The sequence below is a fragment of the Streptomyces sp. NPDC055025 genome (assembly GCF_053608565.1).
In genome coordinates this window covers 1-17852 of sequence record NZ_JBSGVS010000040.1, presented here as the reverse complement: position 1 = coordinate 17852, position 17852 = coordinate 1, and the positions used below count along the sequence as shown (strand labels likewise).

Genomic DNA, 17852 nt, shown 5'->3' with positions numbered 1-17852 from the left:
GCCCTGTTCTACCAGCAGGCTCCGACATCAGAGTTTCCCCGCGACCTCCGTCGCCCAGTACGTCAGGATCATGTTCGCGCCCGCGCGCCTGACCCCCGTCAGGGTCTCCAGGATCGCCGCGTCACGATCGATCCAGCCCTTCTCCGCCGCCGCCTCGACCATCGCGTACTCACCGGAGATCTGGTACGCCGCCACCGGCACGTCCACCTCGGAGGCGATACGCGCCACGACGTCCAGATACGGCAGGGCGGGCTTGACCATCACCATGTCGGCGCCCTCTTCGAGGTCGAGCGCCAGCTCGCGCAGGGACTCGCGGACATTGGCCGGGTCCTGCTGATAGGTCTTGCGGTCACCCTTGAGCGAGGAGCCCACGGCCTCACGGAAGGGACCGTAGAACGCGGAGGAGTACTTCGCCGTGTACGCGAGGATCGACACGTCCTCCTTGCCGATCGTGTCCAGGGCCTCGCGGACCACACCGATCTGGCCGTCCATCATGCCGCTGGGGCCGACCACATGGACGCCCGCGTCCGCCTGGACCTGCGCCATCTCGGCATACCGTTCGAGGGTCGCGTCGTTGTCGACACGGCCCTCCACGTCCAGCACACCGCAGTGGCCGTGGTCGGTGTACTCGTCCAGGCACAGGTCGGACATGACGATCAGCTCGTCGCCGGTCTCCGCCCTCACCGCGCGGATCGCTTCCTGGAGGATGCCCTCGGGGTCCGTGCCCGCCGTGCCCGCCGCGTCCTTCTTGGCGTCCTCGGGGACACCGAAGAGCATGATCCCGGAGACGCCCGCCGAGGCCGCCTCCACCGCCGCCTCGCGCAGGGTGTCCAGCGTGTGCTGGACGACACCGGGCATCGCGGTGATGGGGACGGGGCGGGCGATCCCCTCCCGTACGAAGGCGGGGAGGATGAGATCCGCCGGGTGCAGCCGGGTCTCCGCGACCATCCGCCGCATCACCGGGTTCACCCGCAGCCGCCGGGGCCGCGAGCCGGGGAAGGATCCGTACACAGTCATCGTCTGCCGCCTCTTGTGCCTCTCGGGTGATCCGCTTCGTCGGGGCCGGGCCGGAACCCGGCGCCGGGTCGGCACCCGGCCGGCCGTCGGACCACCTTCGACCATAGCTCCGGGTGCCCCACCGCCTTACCGACACCACGACCGGAAACAGCGGTGGGGGGTCCGGCCGTCGAAACGGCCGGACCCCCCAACTGGCTCGTACCGCCCTCAGGTCGTCGTACGCCGCCTGCGGCTCCCCGGCCTGCGCTCGCTCGGCCTGGTGACCGTCTCACCGGCCTCCCGCGCCGACTCGCGGCGCTGCATGCCGAACGCGGCGAGCGCCTCGGCCAGCTTGTGCACCGACGGCTCCGGGGCGAGGACGTCGACCCGCAGACCGTGCTCCTCGGCGGTCTTCGCCGTCGCGGGGCCGATACACGCGATCACCGTCACATTGTGCGGCTTGCCCGCGATACCGACGAGGTTCCGTACGGTCGAGGACGAGGTGAAGAGCACGGCGTCGAAGCCGCCGCCCTTGATGGCCTCGCGGGTGTCGGCCGGCGGCGGCGAGGCGCGCACGGTGCGGTACGCCGTGACGTCGTCGACCTCCCAGCCCAGCTCGATGAGCCCGGCCACCAGCGTCTCGGTGGCGATATCGGCCCGCGGCAGGAACACCCGGTCGATCGGGTCGAACACCGGGTCGTACGGCGGCCAGTCCTCCAGCAGCCCGGCGGCGGACTGCTCGCCCGAGGGCACCAGGTCGGGCTTCACACCGAAGTCGACCAGCGCCGCGGCGGTCTGCTCGCCCACCGCCGCCACCTTGATCCCGGCGAACGCGCGCGCGTCGAGCCCGTACTCCTCGAACTTCTCCCGCACCGCCTTCACCGCGTTGACCGAGGTGAAGGCGATCCACTCGTAGCGGCCGGTGACCAGGCCCTTGACCGCCCGCTCCATCTGCTGAGGCGTGCGCGGCGGCTCGACCGCGATGGTCGGCACCTCGTGCGGGACCGCGCCGTACGACCTGAGCTGGTCGGAGAGCGACGCGGCCTGCTCCTTCGTGCGCGGCACGAGCACCTTCCAGCCGAACAGCGGCTTGGACTCGAACCACGCGAGCTGGTCGCGCTGCGCGGCGGCACTGCGCTCACCGACCACGGCTATGACGGGCTGGTGTCCCTCCGGGGACGGCAGCACCTTGGCCTGCTTGAGGGTCTGCGCGATGGTGCCGAGGGTGGCGGTCCAGGTGCGCTGGCGCGTGGTCGTACCGGCGACGGTGACGGTCATCGGGGTGTCGGGCTTGCGGCCCGCCGCGATCAGCTCACCCGCGGCGCCCGCGACCGACTCCAGGGTGGCGGAGACGACGACCGTGCCGTCGCTCGCGCCGACCTCGGTCCAGCAGCGGTCGCTGGCGGTCCTGGCGTCCACGAGCCGTACGTCCGTGCCCTGCGCGTCGCGCAGCGGCACCCCGGCGTACGCCGGTACACCGACCGCGGCGGCGATACCGGGCACGACCTCGAAGGGAATGCCGGCGGAGGCGCAGGCGAGCATCTCCGTGCCCGCGTCGCCGTCGAGCCCGGGGTCCCCGGTGACCGCACGGACGACCCGCTTTCCGCCCCGCGCGGCCTCCATGACAAGATTGGCCGCATCCCGGATCGGGGGAATTCCGGCGGCTGTTGACGCATCGTCGACGACCGTCAGTGCAGGGGTGCTCACTCCCGCCCTGGCATGGCTGCGTACCATTTCGAGCACATCAGGCTCGGCGATCAGTACATCCGCTCCCGAGAGCGCCTCCACGGCGCGGAGTGTCAGCAGACCCGGATCTCCGGGTCCCGCACCGAGGAAGGTGACGTGCCCCGATGCGGAGTAGGCCGAAAGGTCAGAGGTGGTGGGGCTCAATGTGCTCGCTCCCCCATAAGACCGGCCGCACCCTTGGCGAGCATCTCGGACGCGAGCTCGCGCCCGAGCGCGATGGCGTCGCCGAGCGACGTGGGTACGGGACCGGTGATGGACAACTGCACCAGCGTCGAGCCGTCGGTCGTGCCGACGACGCCGCGCAGGCGCATTTCGTTGACAACCTGTCCGTCGGCCAGCAGGTCGGCCAGCGCACCCACGGGTGCGCTACAGCCGGCCTCCAGGGCGGCGAGCAGGGATCGCTCGGCGGTCACGGCGGCCCGGGTGTGCGGGTCGTCGAGTCCGGAGAGCAGGGCGGCGAGGTCCACGTTGACCGCGGCGCACTCGACGGCGAGGGCCCCCTGGCCGGGGGCGGGCAGGACGGTGTCGACCGGAAGGAAGTCGGTCACCTCGTCGATCCTGCCGATCCGCTGGAGTCCGGCGGCGGCGAGCACGACTGCGTCGAGTTCTCCACCGTGGACCTGACCGATCCGGGTGTCGATGTTCCCGCGGATCGGTACGGTCTCGATGGTGCGGCCGTGGCCGCGCGCGTACGCGTTGAGCTGGGCCGCGCGGCGCGGCGAGCCCGTACCGACACGGGCACCCGAGGGGAGCCGCTCGAAGGTCAGCCCGTCCCGCGCGATCAGCACGTCCCTCGGATCCTCGCGGCGCAGCACCGCGGCCAGCGTCAGCGCGTCGGGCTGGGCCGTCGGCAGGTCCTTGAGGGAGTGCACGGCGAAGTCGACCTCGCCGCTCAGCAGCGCGTCGCGCAGAGCGGTGGCGAAGACGCCCGTACCGCCGATCTGCGAGAGATGCTCGCGGGAGGTGTCGCCGTAGGTGGTGATCTCGACCAGCTCCACCGCCCGGCCGGACAGCTCGCGCACCGCGTCCGCCACCAGCGCGGACTGGGCCCTGGCGAGCGTGCTGCGCCTGGTTCCGAGTCTCAGTGCCTTCTCGGGCCTCAGTGCCTTCTCGGTCATACTCGCCCTCTGCCTACACCGTCGGTGTCATTCAGGTCGGCCCGGCTGACGGCGGCGACCGTCTGCGGGTCGAGGTCGAAGAGTTCACGCAGCGCGTCCGCGTACCCGGCGCCGCCGGGCTCACTGGCGAGCTGCTTGACCCGCACGGTGGGCGCGTGCAGGAGTTTGTCGACGACCCGGCGCACGGTCCTGGTGACCTCGGCGCGCTGTCTGTCGTCGAGATCGGGGAGTCTGCCTTCGAGACGCGCGACCTCACTGTTCACCACATCGGCGGCCATGGCGCGCAGCGCGACCACGGTCGGTGTGATGCGCGCGGCGCGCTGGGCGGCGCCGAAGGCGGCCACCTCGTCGGAGACGATGGTGCGGACCTGATCGACATCGGCGGCCATCGGGGCGTCGGCCGACGCCTCGGCCAGTGATTCGATGTCCACCAGCCTGACCCCGCCGAGACGGTGCACGGCGGCGTCGACATCGCGGGGCATGGCGAGATCGAGCAGCGCCAGCGGAGCCCCGCGCCCCTCCAGCGCCGCCTCGACGGCGTCGGCGGTCAGCACCACACCGGTCGAGCCGGTACAGGACACGACGACATCGGCACGTGTCACCTCGTCGGCGACGGCGCCCATGGCCACGGCGCGGGCGGTCACGCCCGTGCCTCCCGGCTGGTTGAGGATCTGTACGAGCCGGTCGGCGCGCGCGGCCGTACGGTTGGCGACGACGATCTCCTCGACACCGGCCCGTGCGAGGGTGGCGGCGGCCAGCGAGGACATCGAGCCCGCGCCGATCACCAGGGCGTGCTTGTCCTTGGCCCAGGCCTCCACGGCCCGGCCGGCGGCGAGCTGCTCCAGACCGAAGGTGACGAGCGACTGCCCGGCCCGGTCGATACCGGTCTCGCTGTGGGCCCGCTTGCCGACCCGCAGCGCCTGCTGGAACAGGTCGTTCAGCAGCCGGCCCGCGGTGTGCAGCTCCTGTCCCAGCGCCAGCGCGTCCTTGATCTGACCGAGGATCTGGCCCTCGCCGACGACCATCGAGTCCAGACCGCAGGCCACCGAGAAGAGATGGTGGACGGCACGGTCCTCGTAGTGCACATAGAGATAGGGAGTCAGCTCTTCCAGCCCGACCCCGCTGTGCTGGGCGAGCATCGTGGACAGCTCGGCGACTCCGGCGTGGAACTTGTCGACGTCGGCGTACAGCTCGATGCGGTTGCAGGTGACGAGGACGGCGGCCTCGGTCGCCGGCTCCGCGGCGAGCGCGTCCTGCAACAGCTTGACCTGCGTGCCGGTGGGGAGCGACACCCGCTCCAGCACACTCACCGGCGCGCTGCGATGGCTCAGTCCGACGACGAGAAGACTCATGCCGGCATCACCGCCGGAACGTCCCCGTCGGGTCCCTTGCGATGTGCGGCGCCGCCGTCCGCCGCGGCGTCGGTGATTCCCTCGCGCTCCGCCGCGGCGGCCAGGGCCGCTTCGGTCGCGGCCTCCTCGCCTGCCTTGCGCTGCTCGTGGAAGGCGAGGATCTGCAGCTCGATGGAGAGGTCGACCTTCCGTACGTCCACCCCGTCGGGAACGGAGAGCACGGTCGGCGCGAAGTTGAGGATCGAGGTCACCCCGGCGGCGACCAGCCGCTCGCAGACCTGCTGGGCGGCGCCCGCGGGCGTCGCGATCACCCCGATGGACACGCCGTTGTCGCTGATGATCCTCTCCAGCTCGTCCGAGTGCTGGACCGGCATTCCGGCGACCGGCTTGCCGGCCATCGTGGGGTCGGCGTCTATGAGCGCGGCGACCCGGAAGCCGCGGGAGGCGAACCCGCCGTAGTTGGCGAGCGCGGCGCCGAGATTGCCGATACCGACGATGACGACCGGCCAGTCCTGGGTGAGCCCCAGCTCACGGGAGATCTGGTAGACGAGGTACTCCACGTCGTACCCGACCCCCCGGGTCCCGTACGAACCGAGGTAGGAGAAGTCCTTGCGCAGCTTGGCGGAGTTCACCCCGGCCGCGGTCGCGAGCTCCTCGGAGGAGACCGTGGGTACGGAACGCTCGGACAGAGCGGTCAGCGCCCGCAGATACAGCGGAAGCCTGGCGACGGTGGCCTCGGGGATTCCTCGGCTACGGGTCGCCGGTCGGTGAGTTCGGCCAGTTGCCACGGTGCTCCTGCGGGATGAGCGAGGCTGCAGGCGGCCGTATGTCCCAGGACCGCCCCGTCGAATGCAGGCTATGTCTTTGTGAACGCGTGCACAAAGATAGTGTCCGCTTTGTCCGAGCAAAGTGACCGGGGTCACGCATCCCGATCCAGCGGTCCCGGAACCGGCGACCGCATCGACCCGTTGCACACAAGAAGGGGCCAAAGCCGCACACACTCCTTACGAATAGGCCCCCGAGACCGCTCCCCGAACCCCTCCGGGACCGATCCCCGGATCTCCGGCGACAGCGTCCGCACCGCACCGCGACCCGGACCGCCCTCCCCTGAGGGAGCCCGGCAAAGCGCCCACGATGGTAACCGTCTTTTCCGTCAGGCCCCCAGTTCCCGGCGGAGCCGGTCGGCGTCCACCCGCCAGAAGGTGTGCTGCTCCCCGTCCACCAGCACCACCGGAATCTGCTCCCAGTAGGCGCGATGCAGCGCCTCGTCCCGCGTGATGTCCTTTTCCTCCCACGATGCTCCTGTCTCCGAGCACACCGTCTCGATGACCGCGCGCGCATCGTCACAGAGATGGCATCCCGGCTTCGAGACAAGTGTCACCACCCGCTCGTCGGCCTTCTTCTTCGTGTTCTCGCTCTTCGTGTTCCTGGCCGTACGCCGCAGCAGAGGACTCATGCGGTCCATTCTGCGCCCGAGCGGGATCCGAGGTGCCCGGTCATCCACAGGCGCCCTCGATCCCCCGATTAACGCACCGGTCCCGCAGAGTTCACCCCATGGCATCCCCACCCGTCGGGCAGTTCCGAACAGACTGGCTATGCTCACGCTATGGCCGCACTGGGATGGCTCACCCCCCGTAGACGCTCCGCCACCGCCCGGAGCGTGCTCGCGGGCGAGGCCGCAGCCGAGGCAGGACTGAAGTCCACACAGGCACAGGACACCCTGGAGCCGCACGCCCCGGCGCCGCACAAGCCCCCGGCCTCCCGCGACGAGACACCGGAATTCCCCGTCGTCGGGGACGCGCGCGCCGCCGCCTTCTTCGATCTCGACAACACCGTGATGCAGGGCGCCGCGCTCTTCCACTTCGGCCGCGGCCTCTACAAGAGGAAGTTCTTCCAGCGGCGGGAGCTGGCCCGGTTCGCCTGGCAGCAGACCTGGTTCAGACTGGCCGGGGTCGAGGATCCCGAGCATATGCAGGACGCCCGCGACAGCGCCCTGTCCATCGTCAAGGGCCACCGGGTCGCCGAGCTGATGTCCATCGGCGAGGAGATCTACGACGAGTACATGGCCGACCGCATCTGGCCCGGCACCCGCGCCCTCGCCCAGGCCCACCTCGACGCCGGCCAGCAGGTCTGGCTGGTCACCGCCGCGCCCGTCGAGACGGCGACGATCATCGCCCGCAGGCTCGGTCTGACCGGGGCCCTCGGCACCGTCGCCGAGTCGGTCGGCGGTATCTACACCGGCAAGCTCGTCGGCGAACCGCTGCACGGCCCGGCGAAGGCGGAGGCCGTCCGCGCCCTGGCCACCCGTGAGGGCTTCGACCTGGACCGCTGCGCGGCGTACAGCGACTCGCACAACGACATCCCGATGCTCTCGCTGGTCGGCCATCCGTACGCCATCAACCCGGACAGCAAGCTCCGCAAGCACGCCCGCCGGCTCGACTGGCGACTGCGTGACTACCGGACCGGCCGCAAGGCGGCCAAGGTCGGCATCCCCGCGGCAGCCGGGGTGGGCGCGCTCGCGGGCGGTACGGCCGCCGCGGTCGCCCTGCACCGCCGCCGCCGCTGAGCGCCGCCGGTCACCGGCCCGCGCCTCCCTCGCACTCCGGCACGCCCGGCCGTCACCCGTCCGGCCGTCCCGCCGCCGTGCCGCCCCGCCGGCCCCGCGTACCCCCGGACCGCCCCCCGCACGCGGCCGATCCCGCCGTTCTACCCGCGCGGCCGGGCCGCCAGTCACCGGGTCGCCACTCAGGCACAACCCATCACGACACCAAACAGATCTTGACTCAATCTGATCAATAAACGGTCACGATGTGCTACTTGATACGCCGCCTAGGCGTCACGGAAGCGACGTAATCGATGATTTGAGCAACTGGGTGTAGCACTGCCTGTACGAAGCGTTATTCTCCTCAGACGCATACCGGACCCCACACGTCGCCACGACGGGTGAACGGTCCCGCACTGCACGTGATGGAAGCTCTGCCTCTGGGAGTCCCGTGTACCCACACGTCGGGGTTGACGCCTCGGGCCTGGCTACGCTGCGCGCAACGGTCCTCGACCACTTGCGCGGCTTCGTCCCCACCGCGTACGCCGTCCCCGCCCTCGCCGCCACGGCCCCTGCCGTGAGCGGCCCTATCGGTCCTTGTTATGCCCTGGCGAACGGCGGTGCGGCGGTCGGCAGACGGGGAAGCCGCGGCGGCACCGCCGCCTCGACCTCCGCACGCCGCCCCACCGCCGACAGCGACAGCGCCCGCATGATGGAACTCGTCGAGCGCGCCCAGGCCGGTGAGGCCGAGGCCTTCGGCCGGCTGTACGACCAGTACAGCGACACCGTGTACCGCTACATCTACTACCGCGTGGGCGGAAAGGCGACCGCGGAGGACCTCACCAGCGAGACGTTCCTGCGCGCCCTGCGCCGTATCTCCACCTTCACCTATCAGGGGCGCGATTTCGGCGCCTGGCTGGTCACCATCGCCCGCAACCTGGTCGCCGACCACTTCAAGTCGAGCCGTTTCCGGCTGGAAGTGACCACGGGCGAAATGCTCGACGCCAACGAGGTCGAGCGCAGCCCGGAGGACTCGGTCCTGGAGTCCCTCTCGAACGCGGCGCTGCTGGAAGCCGTACGGAAACTCAATCCACAGCAGCAGGAGTGCGTCACCCTGCGCTTCCTCCAGGGCCTCTCGGTCGCGGAGACCGCCCGCGTGATGGGCAAGAACGAAGGAGCGATCAAGACCTTGCAGTACCGAGCGGTCCGTACGCTGGCCCGGCTCCTCCCGGAAGACGCCCGCTGACCGCCGCCGTCCCTCCACGCGCTCGCCCGCCTCCCCCCACCATCCCGATCCCGTAACCCCCGCGTACACCCCCCTCGTACACCCTCCGTGCCTCTCACGACGGCCTCAACTCACCGTCGGTGACGCCTCGATGACGCTCTGGTCGGATCATCCTTCGCGCGTAACCCAAGTGCCGCGCCGCTCGTTGTGCGGGTGCAGGCTCCCTGCGGTCACGCCATGCCCGCAGCCACTCACTCACTTGTGTGGATGTGCTCAAGGCGTGCAACCTTCCGGACCCCCAGGGGAGTCGATCGTCATGACGAGAGGAGGTGCCGCCAGTGATCGCGAACGTTTCGGCACACCGGCGGGCGAACGCCTTCGCCCAGGCCCTGGAAGACCAGACGGTCCAGGGCGCGGCGGCCGGACAACAGCCCGCCGAGTCGGCCGAACCGGCCGAACAGGGGCGGCTGTTGGCTCTGGCGAAGGGCCTCGGCGAATTGCCGAAACCCACGCTGGACCCCGAGGTCAAAGTGGTGCAGCGAGCCCAGCTCGTGGCAGCCATGGAGGCCATGCTGCTGGAGGGCACAGCCGGCGGCGGGCTGTCTCCGGGCCCTACGGTGCCCGAGCAGCGGACCTCCGGCCGGGGCGCCCACCGGGCCTCCCGGCTCCGGAGACTGCGCCCCAGATCCCGCTGGTCCAAGGGCCTCGCGGCCGGCGGACTCACGGTCGGCGTGGCAGCGGGCGCGTTCGGCGGGGTCGCGGCCGCCAGTTCCGACGCCCTGCCCGGTGATTCGCTGTACGGGCTGAAACGCGGCATGGAGGACTTCAAGCTCAATCTGGCGGACGGCGAGTCCGACCGCGGCGAGCTGTACCTCGACCATGCCTCGACCCGGCTCAGCGAAGCCCGGCGGCTGATGGAGCGGGGCCGCTCCGGCCGGCTCGACCACGAATCCATGGCCGAGATCCGGCGCACCCTGAGCGGGATGAAGCACGACGCGTCGGAGGGCCACCGCCTGCTCCACCAGGCATATGAACGGGACGGCTCGCTCGGCCCGATCGCCACGCTCTCCTCGTTCTCGGCCTCGCACCGCAAGACCTGGAACGGACTGCGCGAACGGCTGCCGGTCCAGCTCACGGACGTCAGCGAGGAAGTCAGCTCGGTGTTCGACGCCATAGACGAAGAGGTCGCACCGCTCCAGTCGCTGCTGCCCCGCGCCCCGGAGAAACACCAGGGCACCACCACCCATCCCGGCGCCACCCAGGACTCCACCGGCACCGGCCGACCCGACCGTCCCTCGCCCAGCTCACCGAGTACGAACGGAGGCGGCTCGCACCCCAGCGATCAGCCGCACCCGCCGGGCCGGCACTCGGAGAGCGAGTCCGAGGAAGGTCTGCTCGGCGGCAGTACGGGCGGACTGTTCGACCCTCCGCCGAACAGCGCCACCCCGTCGCCGTCCGAGAACCAGAACGGCGCCGACCGTCCGGGTCCCGATGTCACCATCCCGCCCCTGCTGCCGGATCTGCTGCCAGGACTGGGCATCAGGGCCGAGGACACGGAGTGATTCACACGGCATGAGTCAGGCGCGGTGCTCTCCGAGGGAACACCGCGCCTGACATCCACCGCTACCGAGCCGTCTGCCCGTCAAGCACGTCGTCAAGCACGTCGGAAGAACGTCGCCGACCGCCTCAGAAGAACACCGAGCGCCGCTGCACCAGCAGCTTGTAGAGCGTGTGCTGGATCTGCTCGCGGACCTGATCCGTCAGATTGAACATCAGCATCGGATCCTCCGCCGCCTCCGGCGGATAGCCGTCCGTAGGAATCGGCTCGCCGAACTGGATCGTCCACTTCGTCGGCAGCGGCAGCAGCCCCAACGGCCCCAGCCACGGAAACGTCGGCGTGATCGGGAAGTACGGAATGCCCAGCAGCCGCGCCAGCGTCCGCGCGTTGCCGATCATCGGATAGATCTCCTCCGCCCCCACGATCGAACAGGGCACGATCGGCACCCGCGCCCGCAGCGCCGTCGAGACGAATCCGCCGCGCCCGAAGCGCTGAAGCTTGTAGCGGTCACCGAACGGTTTCCCGATGCCCTTGAAGCCCTCCGGCATCACCCCGACGACCTCACCGCGCTGGAGCAGCCGCTCCGCGTCCTCCGCGCACGCCAGCGTGTGCCCGGCCTTCCGCGCCAGCTCGTTGAAGACGGGCAGCATAAAGACCAGATCGGCGGCGAGCAGCCGCAGATGCCGCTCCGCCGGATGGTTGTCATGGACGGCGACCTGCATCATCAGCCCGTCCAGCGGCAGCGTCCCGGAGTGGTTGGCCACCACGAGCGCCCCGCCGTCCGACGGGATGTTCTCGATGCCCTTCACCTCGACCCGGAAGTAGTTCTCGTAGAGCGGCCGGATCAACGACATGAGGACGTGATCGGTGAGTTCCTTGTCGTAGCCGAACTCGTCGACCTCGTACTCCCCCGTGAGCCTTCGGCGCAGAAACGCCAGCCCGCCCGCGATCCGCCGCTCCCAGTCGCCGCCGCCGTCCTGCTCCTGGAGCGCCTGGCCGACCGCAGCGGCGGCCGCCGCCGTCGCGGAGCCGGACAGTCCACCGGACGACCCGGCGTCGTCCTCGTCCCGCTCACCCTGCTCCCGCTGCCCCGCCTCCGCCCCGGGCTCAGGAACAGGCTTCAGCGGACCCGGCGTACGCGCCGGACCCGAACCGTGCGCCGGACCCGGACCCGAACCCGGCTGCGCCGGACCGGAGCCCGGCCCTGCCCCCTGTGAGCGCTTCGCGGCGGCGTCCTTGGCGTGCTGCCGCCGGCCACCCGCGGAGCCACGCCTCGACCTCGGTTCATCACCGAAGGGGATGACCTTGGCATCAGCCATGTCAGGTGCGCTCCTTGCTGACGAGAGTGGAGAGCCGGTCGACGGTACGGGCCACAGCCTCGGGCGGCAGCAGCCCGGCACCCCGGCCCCGGGCGAAGTCCGCGAAGGCCCCTGCGGTCGAGTACGTCGGGACAAAGCCCAGTGTCTCGCGCATCTGGTCCGTACTGACCACCCGGCCATGGGTCAGCAGCCTGATCTGCTCCGGCGAGAAATCCGTCATCCCGACCGTACGCAGCGCCGTGCCGACCCAGGTCACCGCGGGCAGGAACACGGGCACCGTGGGCCGCCCCAGCCGCCGGGAACACTGCGACAGCAGCAGCACGCCCTCGCCGGCGACATTGAAGGTCCCGCTGTTGAGCGTGGAGCGCCGCGGCTCGTCCGCGGCGATCATCAGCACATCGATGACATCGTCCTCGTGGACGAACTGGAGCCGCGGGTCATAACCGAAAACCGTCGGCAGAACCGGCAGGGAGAAATACTCGGCGAGCGGAGAATCCGCCGCGGGCCCCAGGATGTTCGCGAAACGCAGTACGCAGACCGCCACATCGGGCCTGCGGCGCGCGAAGCCCCGAACATACCCCTCGACCTCCACCGCGTCCTTGGCGAAGCCGCCGCTCGGCAGCGACTTGGGCGGTGTGGTCTCGGTGAAAACCGCCGGATCGCGGGGCGCGGATCCGTACACACTCGTACTGGACTTGACGACGAGCCGTTTCACGGACGGCGACTTCTGACAGGCACCGAGAAGCTGCATCGTGCCGATGACATTGGTCTCCTTGACCGCGGCCCGGCCGCCCGTGCCCAGCGGAGTACCCGTCACATCCATATGCACGACCGTGTCCACGGCATGCTCGGCGAGCACCCGCGCGATGGCGGGCCGGCGGATATCGGCACGGACGAATTCCGCGTCGCCGAGCTGATGCGCGGGAGCGACGGCGTCCACGGCGATCACCCGGTCGACACCGGGGTCGCGTTGAACACGCCGTACGAAACGGCCGCCGAGCTGCCGGGCCGCTCCCGTCACGAGCACGACCTTGCCCACGATCAGCGCCTTCCACTGGAAAAAGTGTCCCTACGCGTCACCGTAGCTGGTCGTTATTGCGCGACGGTGACCGTACGACGCGTCGCACAGCACTTTTACCGACAAACACCGAAGCCCTCCCACCAGGTCGGTGGAAGGGCCGCGAATGCGCGAACAGCGCCGCTTACTTCTTGTTGCGACGCTGAACGCGGGTGCGCTTGAGCAGCTTGCGGTGCTTCTTCTTGGCCATCCGCTTGCGCCGCTTCTTGATAACAGAGCCCACGACTACCCTCGCTCACTTCTCTTCACTCGGTGCGGGGCGTCTGGGCCCACACGACCTACGTCGGCCTAGCCTACCCGTCGCCGAGTGAGGGACGTAATCCGAGGGACGCCCTAGGCGGACTCGACCCCCACAAAGGACTCGCGGAGATACTCGTGAACCGCTTGCTCCGGAACCCGGAATGACCTGCCCACCCGGATCGCCGGCAGATGACCGCTGTGCACCAAGCGGTACACGGTCATCTTCGACACTCGCATCACCGAGGCGACTTCCGCCACGGTAAGGAACTTGACCTCGTTGAGAGGCCTCTCGCTGCCAGCAGCCATGACCCACCTGTACCTTCCGCACCCGACGGCCACCGGCTTCCCCTCCGGTAACTCTTCGTCGCTGTGCGCTCACATCCAGACTAGGGGCGGGTGATGCGAGTGGGGAAGAGGAGCAGCCTTCGGCGGCCTACTGTGACAGACACGCTCGATTGAGTACATAGCGCGTCAGCGGCAGGTAGTAAGAAGGCCGCGCGGTGTCGTGGAGTGGAACGGCTACGGACACGCGCCCCTCGGCCTCCCCCACGAACAGCGCGGGATCGTCCGTATCGGCGAGCCCGATGGCCTCAATGCCCAGCTGACCTGCTCCGCAGACCCATCCATGGTCTCCGACGACCAGCCCGGGAAGGGGCCCGCCGGACTCCGCCAGACCCTCCAGAGCCACCCGGACCGGCAGCGGCGAGTGGGTATGTGCGCCGGGCTCACGCCCTGCACATCGCACGCCGGGTTCCCGCACCAGCGCGACGCCCCGTACGTAGTCGAGATTGCGCGTGCGTACGCCGAACCGGGTCGTTATGTCGATACATCGCCCCTGCGCCGGAGTGAGGACGAGACATCCCGCCGCCGACAAAGCGTCTGCCAGGCCCGTGTAGAAACCGAGCAGCCGGTCCGGATGCCCCGTCCCGAGCAGTACCGGGGCCCCGTGCGCCGCGGCCACACGCAGCCGTTCGGCGAACGCGTCCAGCGCGCTCAGTGTCCGCTCCGGGGCGATCACATCCGTGCCCGTCACCCGACCGGGATCGCTCGAAACCCCGCACCTGTCGGCCATGAGACCGAGCAATTCCCGCTCATCCCATGCCCGTTCGGGATCGAGTCCGAGCATGACCCGTGGATCGCGGGCGGCGAAGAGACGGTAGCTGCGCAGACTGTCCTCGCGCGAGGTGGCCACGGGACCGGCCGGTCCGGCCGCCAGCAGATGCGCCCGCAGCGCTCCGGTGCTCAACACCCTGCCGATGCTCCCGCCTCAGGCACCCGCCCGGGGCGGGAACCCCGCGTTCACCGCACAGTTGGCGTAACGGACATGACGTGACGGACGGTCGTTCGGTCGTCCGGCCGGACGGCCGGGGCCCTCAGGCCAGCAGCCCCCGCAGCGGGAAGACCGCCTTCCGTGTCGCCAGGATCGACTGGTCCAGCCGGTCGGCCGGATCGTACCCGGCCTCCCACGGCTGCCAGCTCGGTGTCCGCCCGTCCGTCATCCGCCCCGGCCCCAACTGCCGTGTCCGCGCGTACACCTCGCTCTTCCAGGACTCCGGCACCACCGACTCCGGTTCGACCGGCGCGTGTCCCGCGATCCCCACGAGATGGGTCCAGGACCGCGGCACCACATCCACCACCGCGTAACCGCCGCCGCCGAGCGCGACCCACCGCCCGCCGTCGACATACTCGTGTGCCAGCTCATGGCAGGACGCCTGTACCGCACGCTGCGCGTCGAGCGACACCGCGAGATGCGCCAGCGGATCGTCGAAGTGCGTGTCCGCGCCGTGCTGTGTCACCAGCGCCTCGGGCCGGAAGTCCGCCAGCAGCTCGGGCACCACCGAGTGGAACGCCCGCAGCCAGCCCTCGTCCCCCGTCCCCGCCGGCAGCGCCACATTCACCGCACTGCCCTCACCCGCACCGCCGCCGGTCTCCTCCGGCCAGCCCGTCTGCGGGAAGAGCGTTCGCGGATGCTCATGCAGTGAGATCGTCAGAACACGCGGGTCCTCCCAGAACGCCGCCTGGACACCGTCCCCGTGGTGCACGTCCACATCGATGTACGCGACACGCTCCGCGCCCAGCTCCAGCAGCCGGGCGACCGCCAGGGCCGCGTCGTTGTAGATGCAGAAGCCGGACGCCGCCCCCGGCATCGCGTGGTGCAGCCCACCGGCGAAGTTCACGGCGTGCGCGGCCTCCCCGCTCCACACCGCCTCCGCCGCACCGACCGACAGCCCGGCGATCAGCGCCGACGCCTCGTGCATCCCTGCGAAGGCCGGATCGTCCATCGTGCCGAGGCCGTACGACCCGTCGGCGGCACGCGGATCCAGTGAGACCCGCCGTACCGCGTCCACGTACTCCTGCTCGTGGACGAGCCGCAGGGTCGAGTCCCCGGCCACGGGCGCGGACCTCACCTCCACCGCTCTGTCGAGCTCATACGCCCGTACCAACCCCATGGTCAGGGCGAGCCGTACCGGATCCATCGGGTGGCTGGACCCGAAGTCGTATCCCGTAACCGCGTCATCCCACATCAGCCGTGCGCGACCGCTCATGCCCGCCACCGTATCGGGCCGGATCCGTCCCGAACGAGCGGGCGTACACCAGAGTCACCAGAACCATGACCATCGGTACGAGCATCGCGCCGCGGTAGTTCCACATGTCCCCGAGCGCTCCCACCAGCGGCGATCCGATCAGAAAGCCCACGTAGTTGAAGACATTGAGCCGCGCGACAGCCGCATCGCTGGAGGCGGGAAACAGCCGTCCCGCCGCCGCGAACGTCTGCGGCACGATCACACACAGCCCGAGCCCGAGCATCGTGAACCCGAGGATGCCCATCCACGCGCCGGAAGCCAGCGCCACCACCGCGAACCCCGCCCCCGCCAGCAGAGTCCCGCACCGCACGACAGCCACCGGCCCGAACCGCCGCACCCCCAGATCCCCCACCGCACGCCCCAGCAGTGTGGTGACCATATAGGCGTTGTACGGAACGGTCGCCAGCTCCTCCGAACTACCCAGCACGTCCTGGAGATACTTCGCGCTCCAGTTCGACACCGTGGAGTCGCCGATGTACGCGAAGGCCATCACCAGACAGAGCGGAAGCAGCAGTTTGAAGACCACGGGTCCCGGGGCAGGAGCTGGATTCCCGCCGACAGCCGGGTCCCGGCGGTCGACCGGATCCCGGTCGGTGTCCGCGTACCAACGGCTTCCGAGCAGGGCGGCCGGCAGCAGCAGGGCCACCGCCGGCAGATACGACACCAGCAACGACAGATCCCAGTGGGCACCGGCCCAGGCCAGCGAGGCCCCGGCGATACCGCCCAGGCTGTACACGGCATGGAAACCGAGCATGATGCTGCGCCCGTAGGCGCGTTGAAGGCTGACGCCGAGCATGTTCATGGACGCGTCCAGCGCACCGACCGCGAGCCCGAACGCCGCCAAGGCCAGGGCGAGCTGCCAGACCGCGTCACCGGCTCCGACACCGAGCAGAGCCAGCAGTACGACGGGCTGAGCCCAGCGCAGTACCACCCTCGGCCGCACCCGGGCGACCAGCTTCTCGGTGGCGACACTGCCGACGCCGGCGAGGACGGGAACAGCGGCGAGAAAGGCGGGGAGGAGCCCGTCGGACACCCCGTACCGGTCCTGGATGGCGGGGATACGCGTCACGAGCAGTGCGAAGGTCACCCCCTGGACGAAGAAACTCAGCGCCAGGGAGACACGGCCGTGCCGCAGCCGAGCGTCCGTCGCGTCCGCCGCATCTGTCATGGCCGGACAGCGTAGGGCGATCCGCTACCTATGGGTAGATGGATCACACAATGGATCGCGTAACGGATCAGGCCGCGGATCGGGCCGCGGATCAGGCCGTAGGCCGACCAAGCAGACCAGGCAGTTCGGCCATGGTGGAGAAGTAGGCGGTGGCGCCCACGAGCTTCTCGGCAGGTGTCATCGCCGTGAACGCGTAGACATCCATCCCGGCAGACCTCGCCGCGGCGACCCCGAGGGGGCTGTCCTCCACCACGGCGCATCGCGCGGGGGCGACCCCCATCCGCTCGGCGGCATGGAGAAAGAGATCAGGCGCCGGCTTGCCCCGTCCGACGTCCTGGGCGCTGAAGATGACCCGGTCCTCGAACCATCGGTCCAGGCCGGTCTTACGGTGGCCCACACGGATGCGCTCATGACTCCCCGACGAGGCGACGCAGTACGGCACACCGTCGACGGCCAGCTTCCCCAGCACCTCGACCACTCCCTCGACCGGCTCCAACTCCCGCTCGAAGGCAGCGAAGACACGCGCGTGCAGCGTGTCGTCGAAGTCCACGGGGAGACGCCGGCCCGTCCGCTCCTCGATGAGATCGTGGACGCGATGCACGGCAGCTCCCATGTAGTCGCGCAGGGAGTCCTCGTACGACGTGGGGTGCCCCAACTCGGTGAGGTAGGCGGCCAGAATGGTGTTGGAGAGCGGCTCACTGTCGACGAGGACGCCGTCATTGTCAAAAATGATCAATTCGTAGCGCATGCTCCGACTTTAGACGCAGGCTCCGCACGCAGTCATTACGCAGTCATTGCGATACGGCCGTCGCGATACGGTCGTCGGAAAGGTCCTGGAACGCAGAAGTGCCCCGTACCGGATAACCGGCACAGGGCACTTCACACAATAATTGTTCGGCGGCGTCCTACTCTCCCACAGGGTCCC

17 protein-coding genes are annotated in these 17852 nt (G+C 69.8%); 3 read left to right on the top strand and 14 right to left on the bottom strand.

What is annotated here, in order from left to right; all coding sequences use genetic code 11:
• Nucleotides 1-27: 27 nt before the first annotated feature.
• The 6 genes from hemB to ACWGDX_RS23810 all read right to left on the bottom strand — a co-directional run bounded on the left by hemB (nucleotide 28) and on the right by ACWGDX_RS23810 (nucleotide 6668).
• Nucleotides 28-1017 carry a porphobilinogen synthase gene (hemB, locus tag ACWGDX_RS23835; RefSeq protein ID WP_453628576.1) on the bottom strand — a complete coding sequence of 330 codons (990 nt, stop codon included), beginning with the start codon at nucleotides 1015-1017 and terminating at the stop codon, nucleotides 28-30.
• A 207-nt stretch (nucleotides 1018-1224) separates the two neighbouring features.
• Nucleotides 1225-2886: a uroporphyrinogen-III synthase gene (locus ACWGDX_RS23830; protein ID WP_453628574.1), complete on the bottom strand. Its 1662-nt coding sequence runs from the start codon at nucleotides 2884-2886 to the stop codon at nucleotides 1225-1227.
• The gene (gene hemC, locus ACWGDX_RS23825) at nucleotides 2883-3860 is read right to left on the bottom strand and encodes a hydroxymethylbilane synthase (RefSeq protein ID WP_453628572.1); all 978 of its coding nucleotides are present in this window, start codon (nucleotides 3858-3860) and stop codon (nucleotides 2883-2885) included. Before hemC ends, ACWGDX_RS23830 begins: the two co-directional genes overlap by 4 nt.
• Nucleotides 3857-5212 carry a glutamyl-tRNA reductase gene (locus ACWGDX_RS23820; RefSeq protein ID WP_453628570.1) on the bottom strand — a complete coding sequence of 452 codons (1356 nt, stop codon included), beginning with the start codon at nucleotides 5210-5212 and terminating at the stop codon, nucleotides 3857-3859. The genes hemC and ACWGDX_RS23820 overlap by 4 nt, the downstream gene beginning before the upstream one ends.
• Nucleotides 5209-6000, bottom strand: a complete 792-nt coding sequence (locus ACWGDX_RS23815) for a redox-sensing transcriptional repressor Rex (protein WP_453628568.1) — start codon at nucleotides 5998-6000, stop codon at nucleotides 5209-5211. The genes ACWGDX_RS23820 and ACWGDX_RS23815 overlap by 4 nt, the downstream gene beginning before the upstream one ends.
• Before the next feature lie 365 nt (nucleotides 6001-6365).
• The gene (locus ACWGDX_RS23810) at nucleotides 6366-6668 is read right to left on the bottom strand and encodes a glutaredoxin family protein (RefSeq protein WP_453628566.1); all 303 of its coding nucleotides are present in this window, start codon (nucleotides 6666-6668) and stop codon (nucleotides 6366-6368) included.
• 150 nt (nucleotides 6669-6818) lie between these two features.
• On the opposite strand from ACWGDX_RS23810, the gene ACWGDX_RS23805 reads away from it, so the two are divergent.
• The 3 genes from ACWGDX_RS23805 to ACWGDX_RS23795 all read left to right on the top strand — a co-directional run bounded on the left by ACWGDX_RS23805 (nucleotide 6819) and on the right by ACWGDX_RS23795 (nucleotide 10541).
• The gene (locus ACWGDX_RS23805; RefSeq protein ID WP_453628564.1) at nucleotides 6819-7778 is read left to right on the top strand and encodes an HAD family hydrolase; all 960 of its coding nucleotides are present in this window, start codon (nucleotides 6819-6821) and stop codon (nucleotides 7776-7778) included.
• Between the two features lie 427 nt (nucleotides 7779-8205).
• Nucleotides 8206-9000, top strand: coding sequence for an ECF subfamily RNA polymerase sigma factor, BldN family (locus ACWGDX_RS23800; RefSeq protein WP_363083255.1), 795 nt, complete (start codon nucleotides 8206-8208; stop codon nucleotides 8998-9000).
• A 317-nt stretch (nucleotides 9001-9317) separates the two neighbouring features.
• Entirely contained in the window at nucleotides 9318-10541 is a 1224-nt protein-coding gene (locus ACWGDX_RS23795; protein ID WP_453628561.1) for a DUF5667 domain-containing protein, read from the top strand.
• A 124-nt stretch (nucleotides 10542-10665) separates the two neighbouring features.
• Here the strand turns inward: ACWGDX_RS23795 and ACWGDX_RS23790 are convergent, their stop codons facing one another.
• The 8 genes from ACWGDX_RS23790 to ACWGDX_RS23755 all read right to left on the bottom strand — a co-directional run bounded on the left by ACWGDX_RS23790 (nucleotide 10666) and on the right by ACWGDX_RS23755 (nucleotide 17675).
• Nucleotides 10666-11856 carry a lysophospholipid acyltransferase family protein gene (locus ACWGDX_RS23790; RefSeq protein WP_453628560.1) on the bottom strand — a complete coding sequence of 397 codons (1191 nt, stop codon included), beginning with the start codon at nucleotides 11854-11856 and terminating at the stop codon, nucleotides 10666-10668.
• 1 nt (nucleotide 11857) lies between these two features.
• Nucleotides 11858-12895, bottom strand: a complete 1038-nt coding sequence (locus ACWGDX_RS23785) for an NAD-dependent epimerase/dehydratase family protein (protein WP_453628558.1) — start codon at nucleotides 12893-12895, stop codon at nucleotides 11858-11860.
• Between the two features lie 163 nt (nucleotides 12896-13058).
• Nucleotides 13059-13157: a 30S ribosomal protein bS22 gene (locus ACWGDX_RS23780; protein ID WP_003948845.1), complete on the bottom strand. Its 99-nt coding sequence runs from the start codon at nucleotides 13155-13157 to the stop codon at nucleotides 13059-13061.
• Between the two features lie 110 nt (nucleotides 13158-13267).
• Nucleotides 13268-13480 (bottom strand): helix-turn-helix domain-containing protein, encoded by a 213-nt coding sequence (locus ACWGDX_RS23775; protein ID WP_014046653.1) that lies wholly within the window; start codon nucleotides 13478-13480, stop codon nucleotides 13268-13270.
• Between the two features lie 127 nt (nucleotides 13481-13607).
• A complete protein-coding gene (locus ACWGDX_RS23770; RefSeq protein ID WP_453628556.1) occupies nucleotides 13608-14423 on the bottom strand; it encodes a phosphatase in 816 nt (271 codons plus the stop codon).
• 124 nt (nucleotides 14424-14547) lie between these two features.
• Complete coding sequence (locus ACWGDX_RS23765; RefSeq protein ID WP_453628554.1) at nucleotides 14548-15720, bottom strand: acetoin utilization protein AcuC; 1173 nt, start codon at nucleotides 15718-15720, stop codon at nucleotides 14548-14550.
• Nucleotides 15689-16927, bottom strand: coding sequence for an MFS transporter (locus tag ACWGDX_RS23760; protein WP_453628552.1), 1239 nt, complete (start codon nucleotides 16925-16927; stop codon nucleotides 15689-15691). Before ACWGDX_RS23760 ends, ACWGDX_RS23765 begins: the two co-directional genes overlap by 32 nt.
• 91 nt (nucleotides 16928-17018) lie before the next feature.
• Nucleotides 17019-17675, bottom strand: a complete 657-nt coding sequence (locus ACWGDX_RS23755; protein WP_365904601.1) for an HAD family hydrolase — start codon at nucleotides 17673-17675, stop codon at nucleotides 17019-17021.
• Nucleotides 17676-17852: the final 177 nt, after the last annotated feature.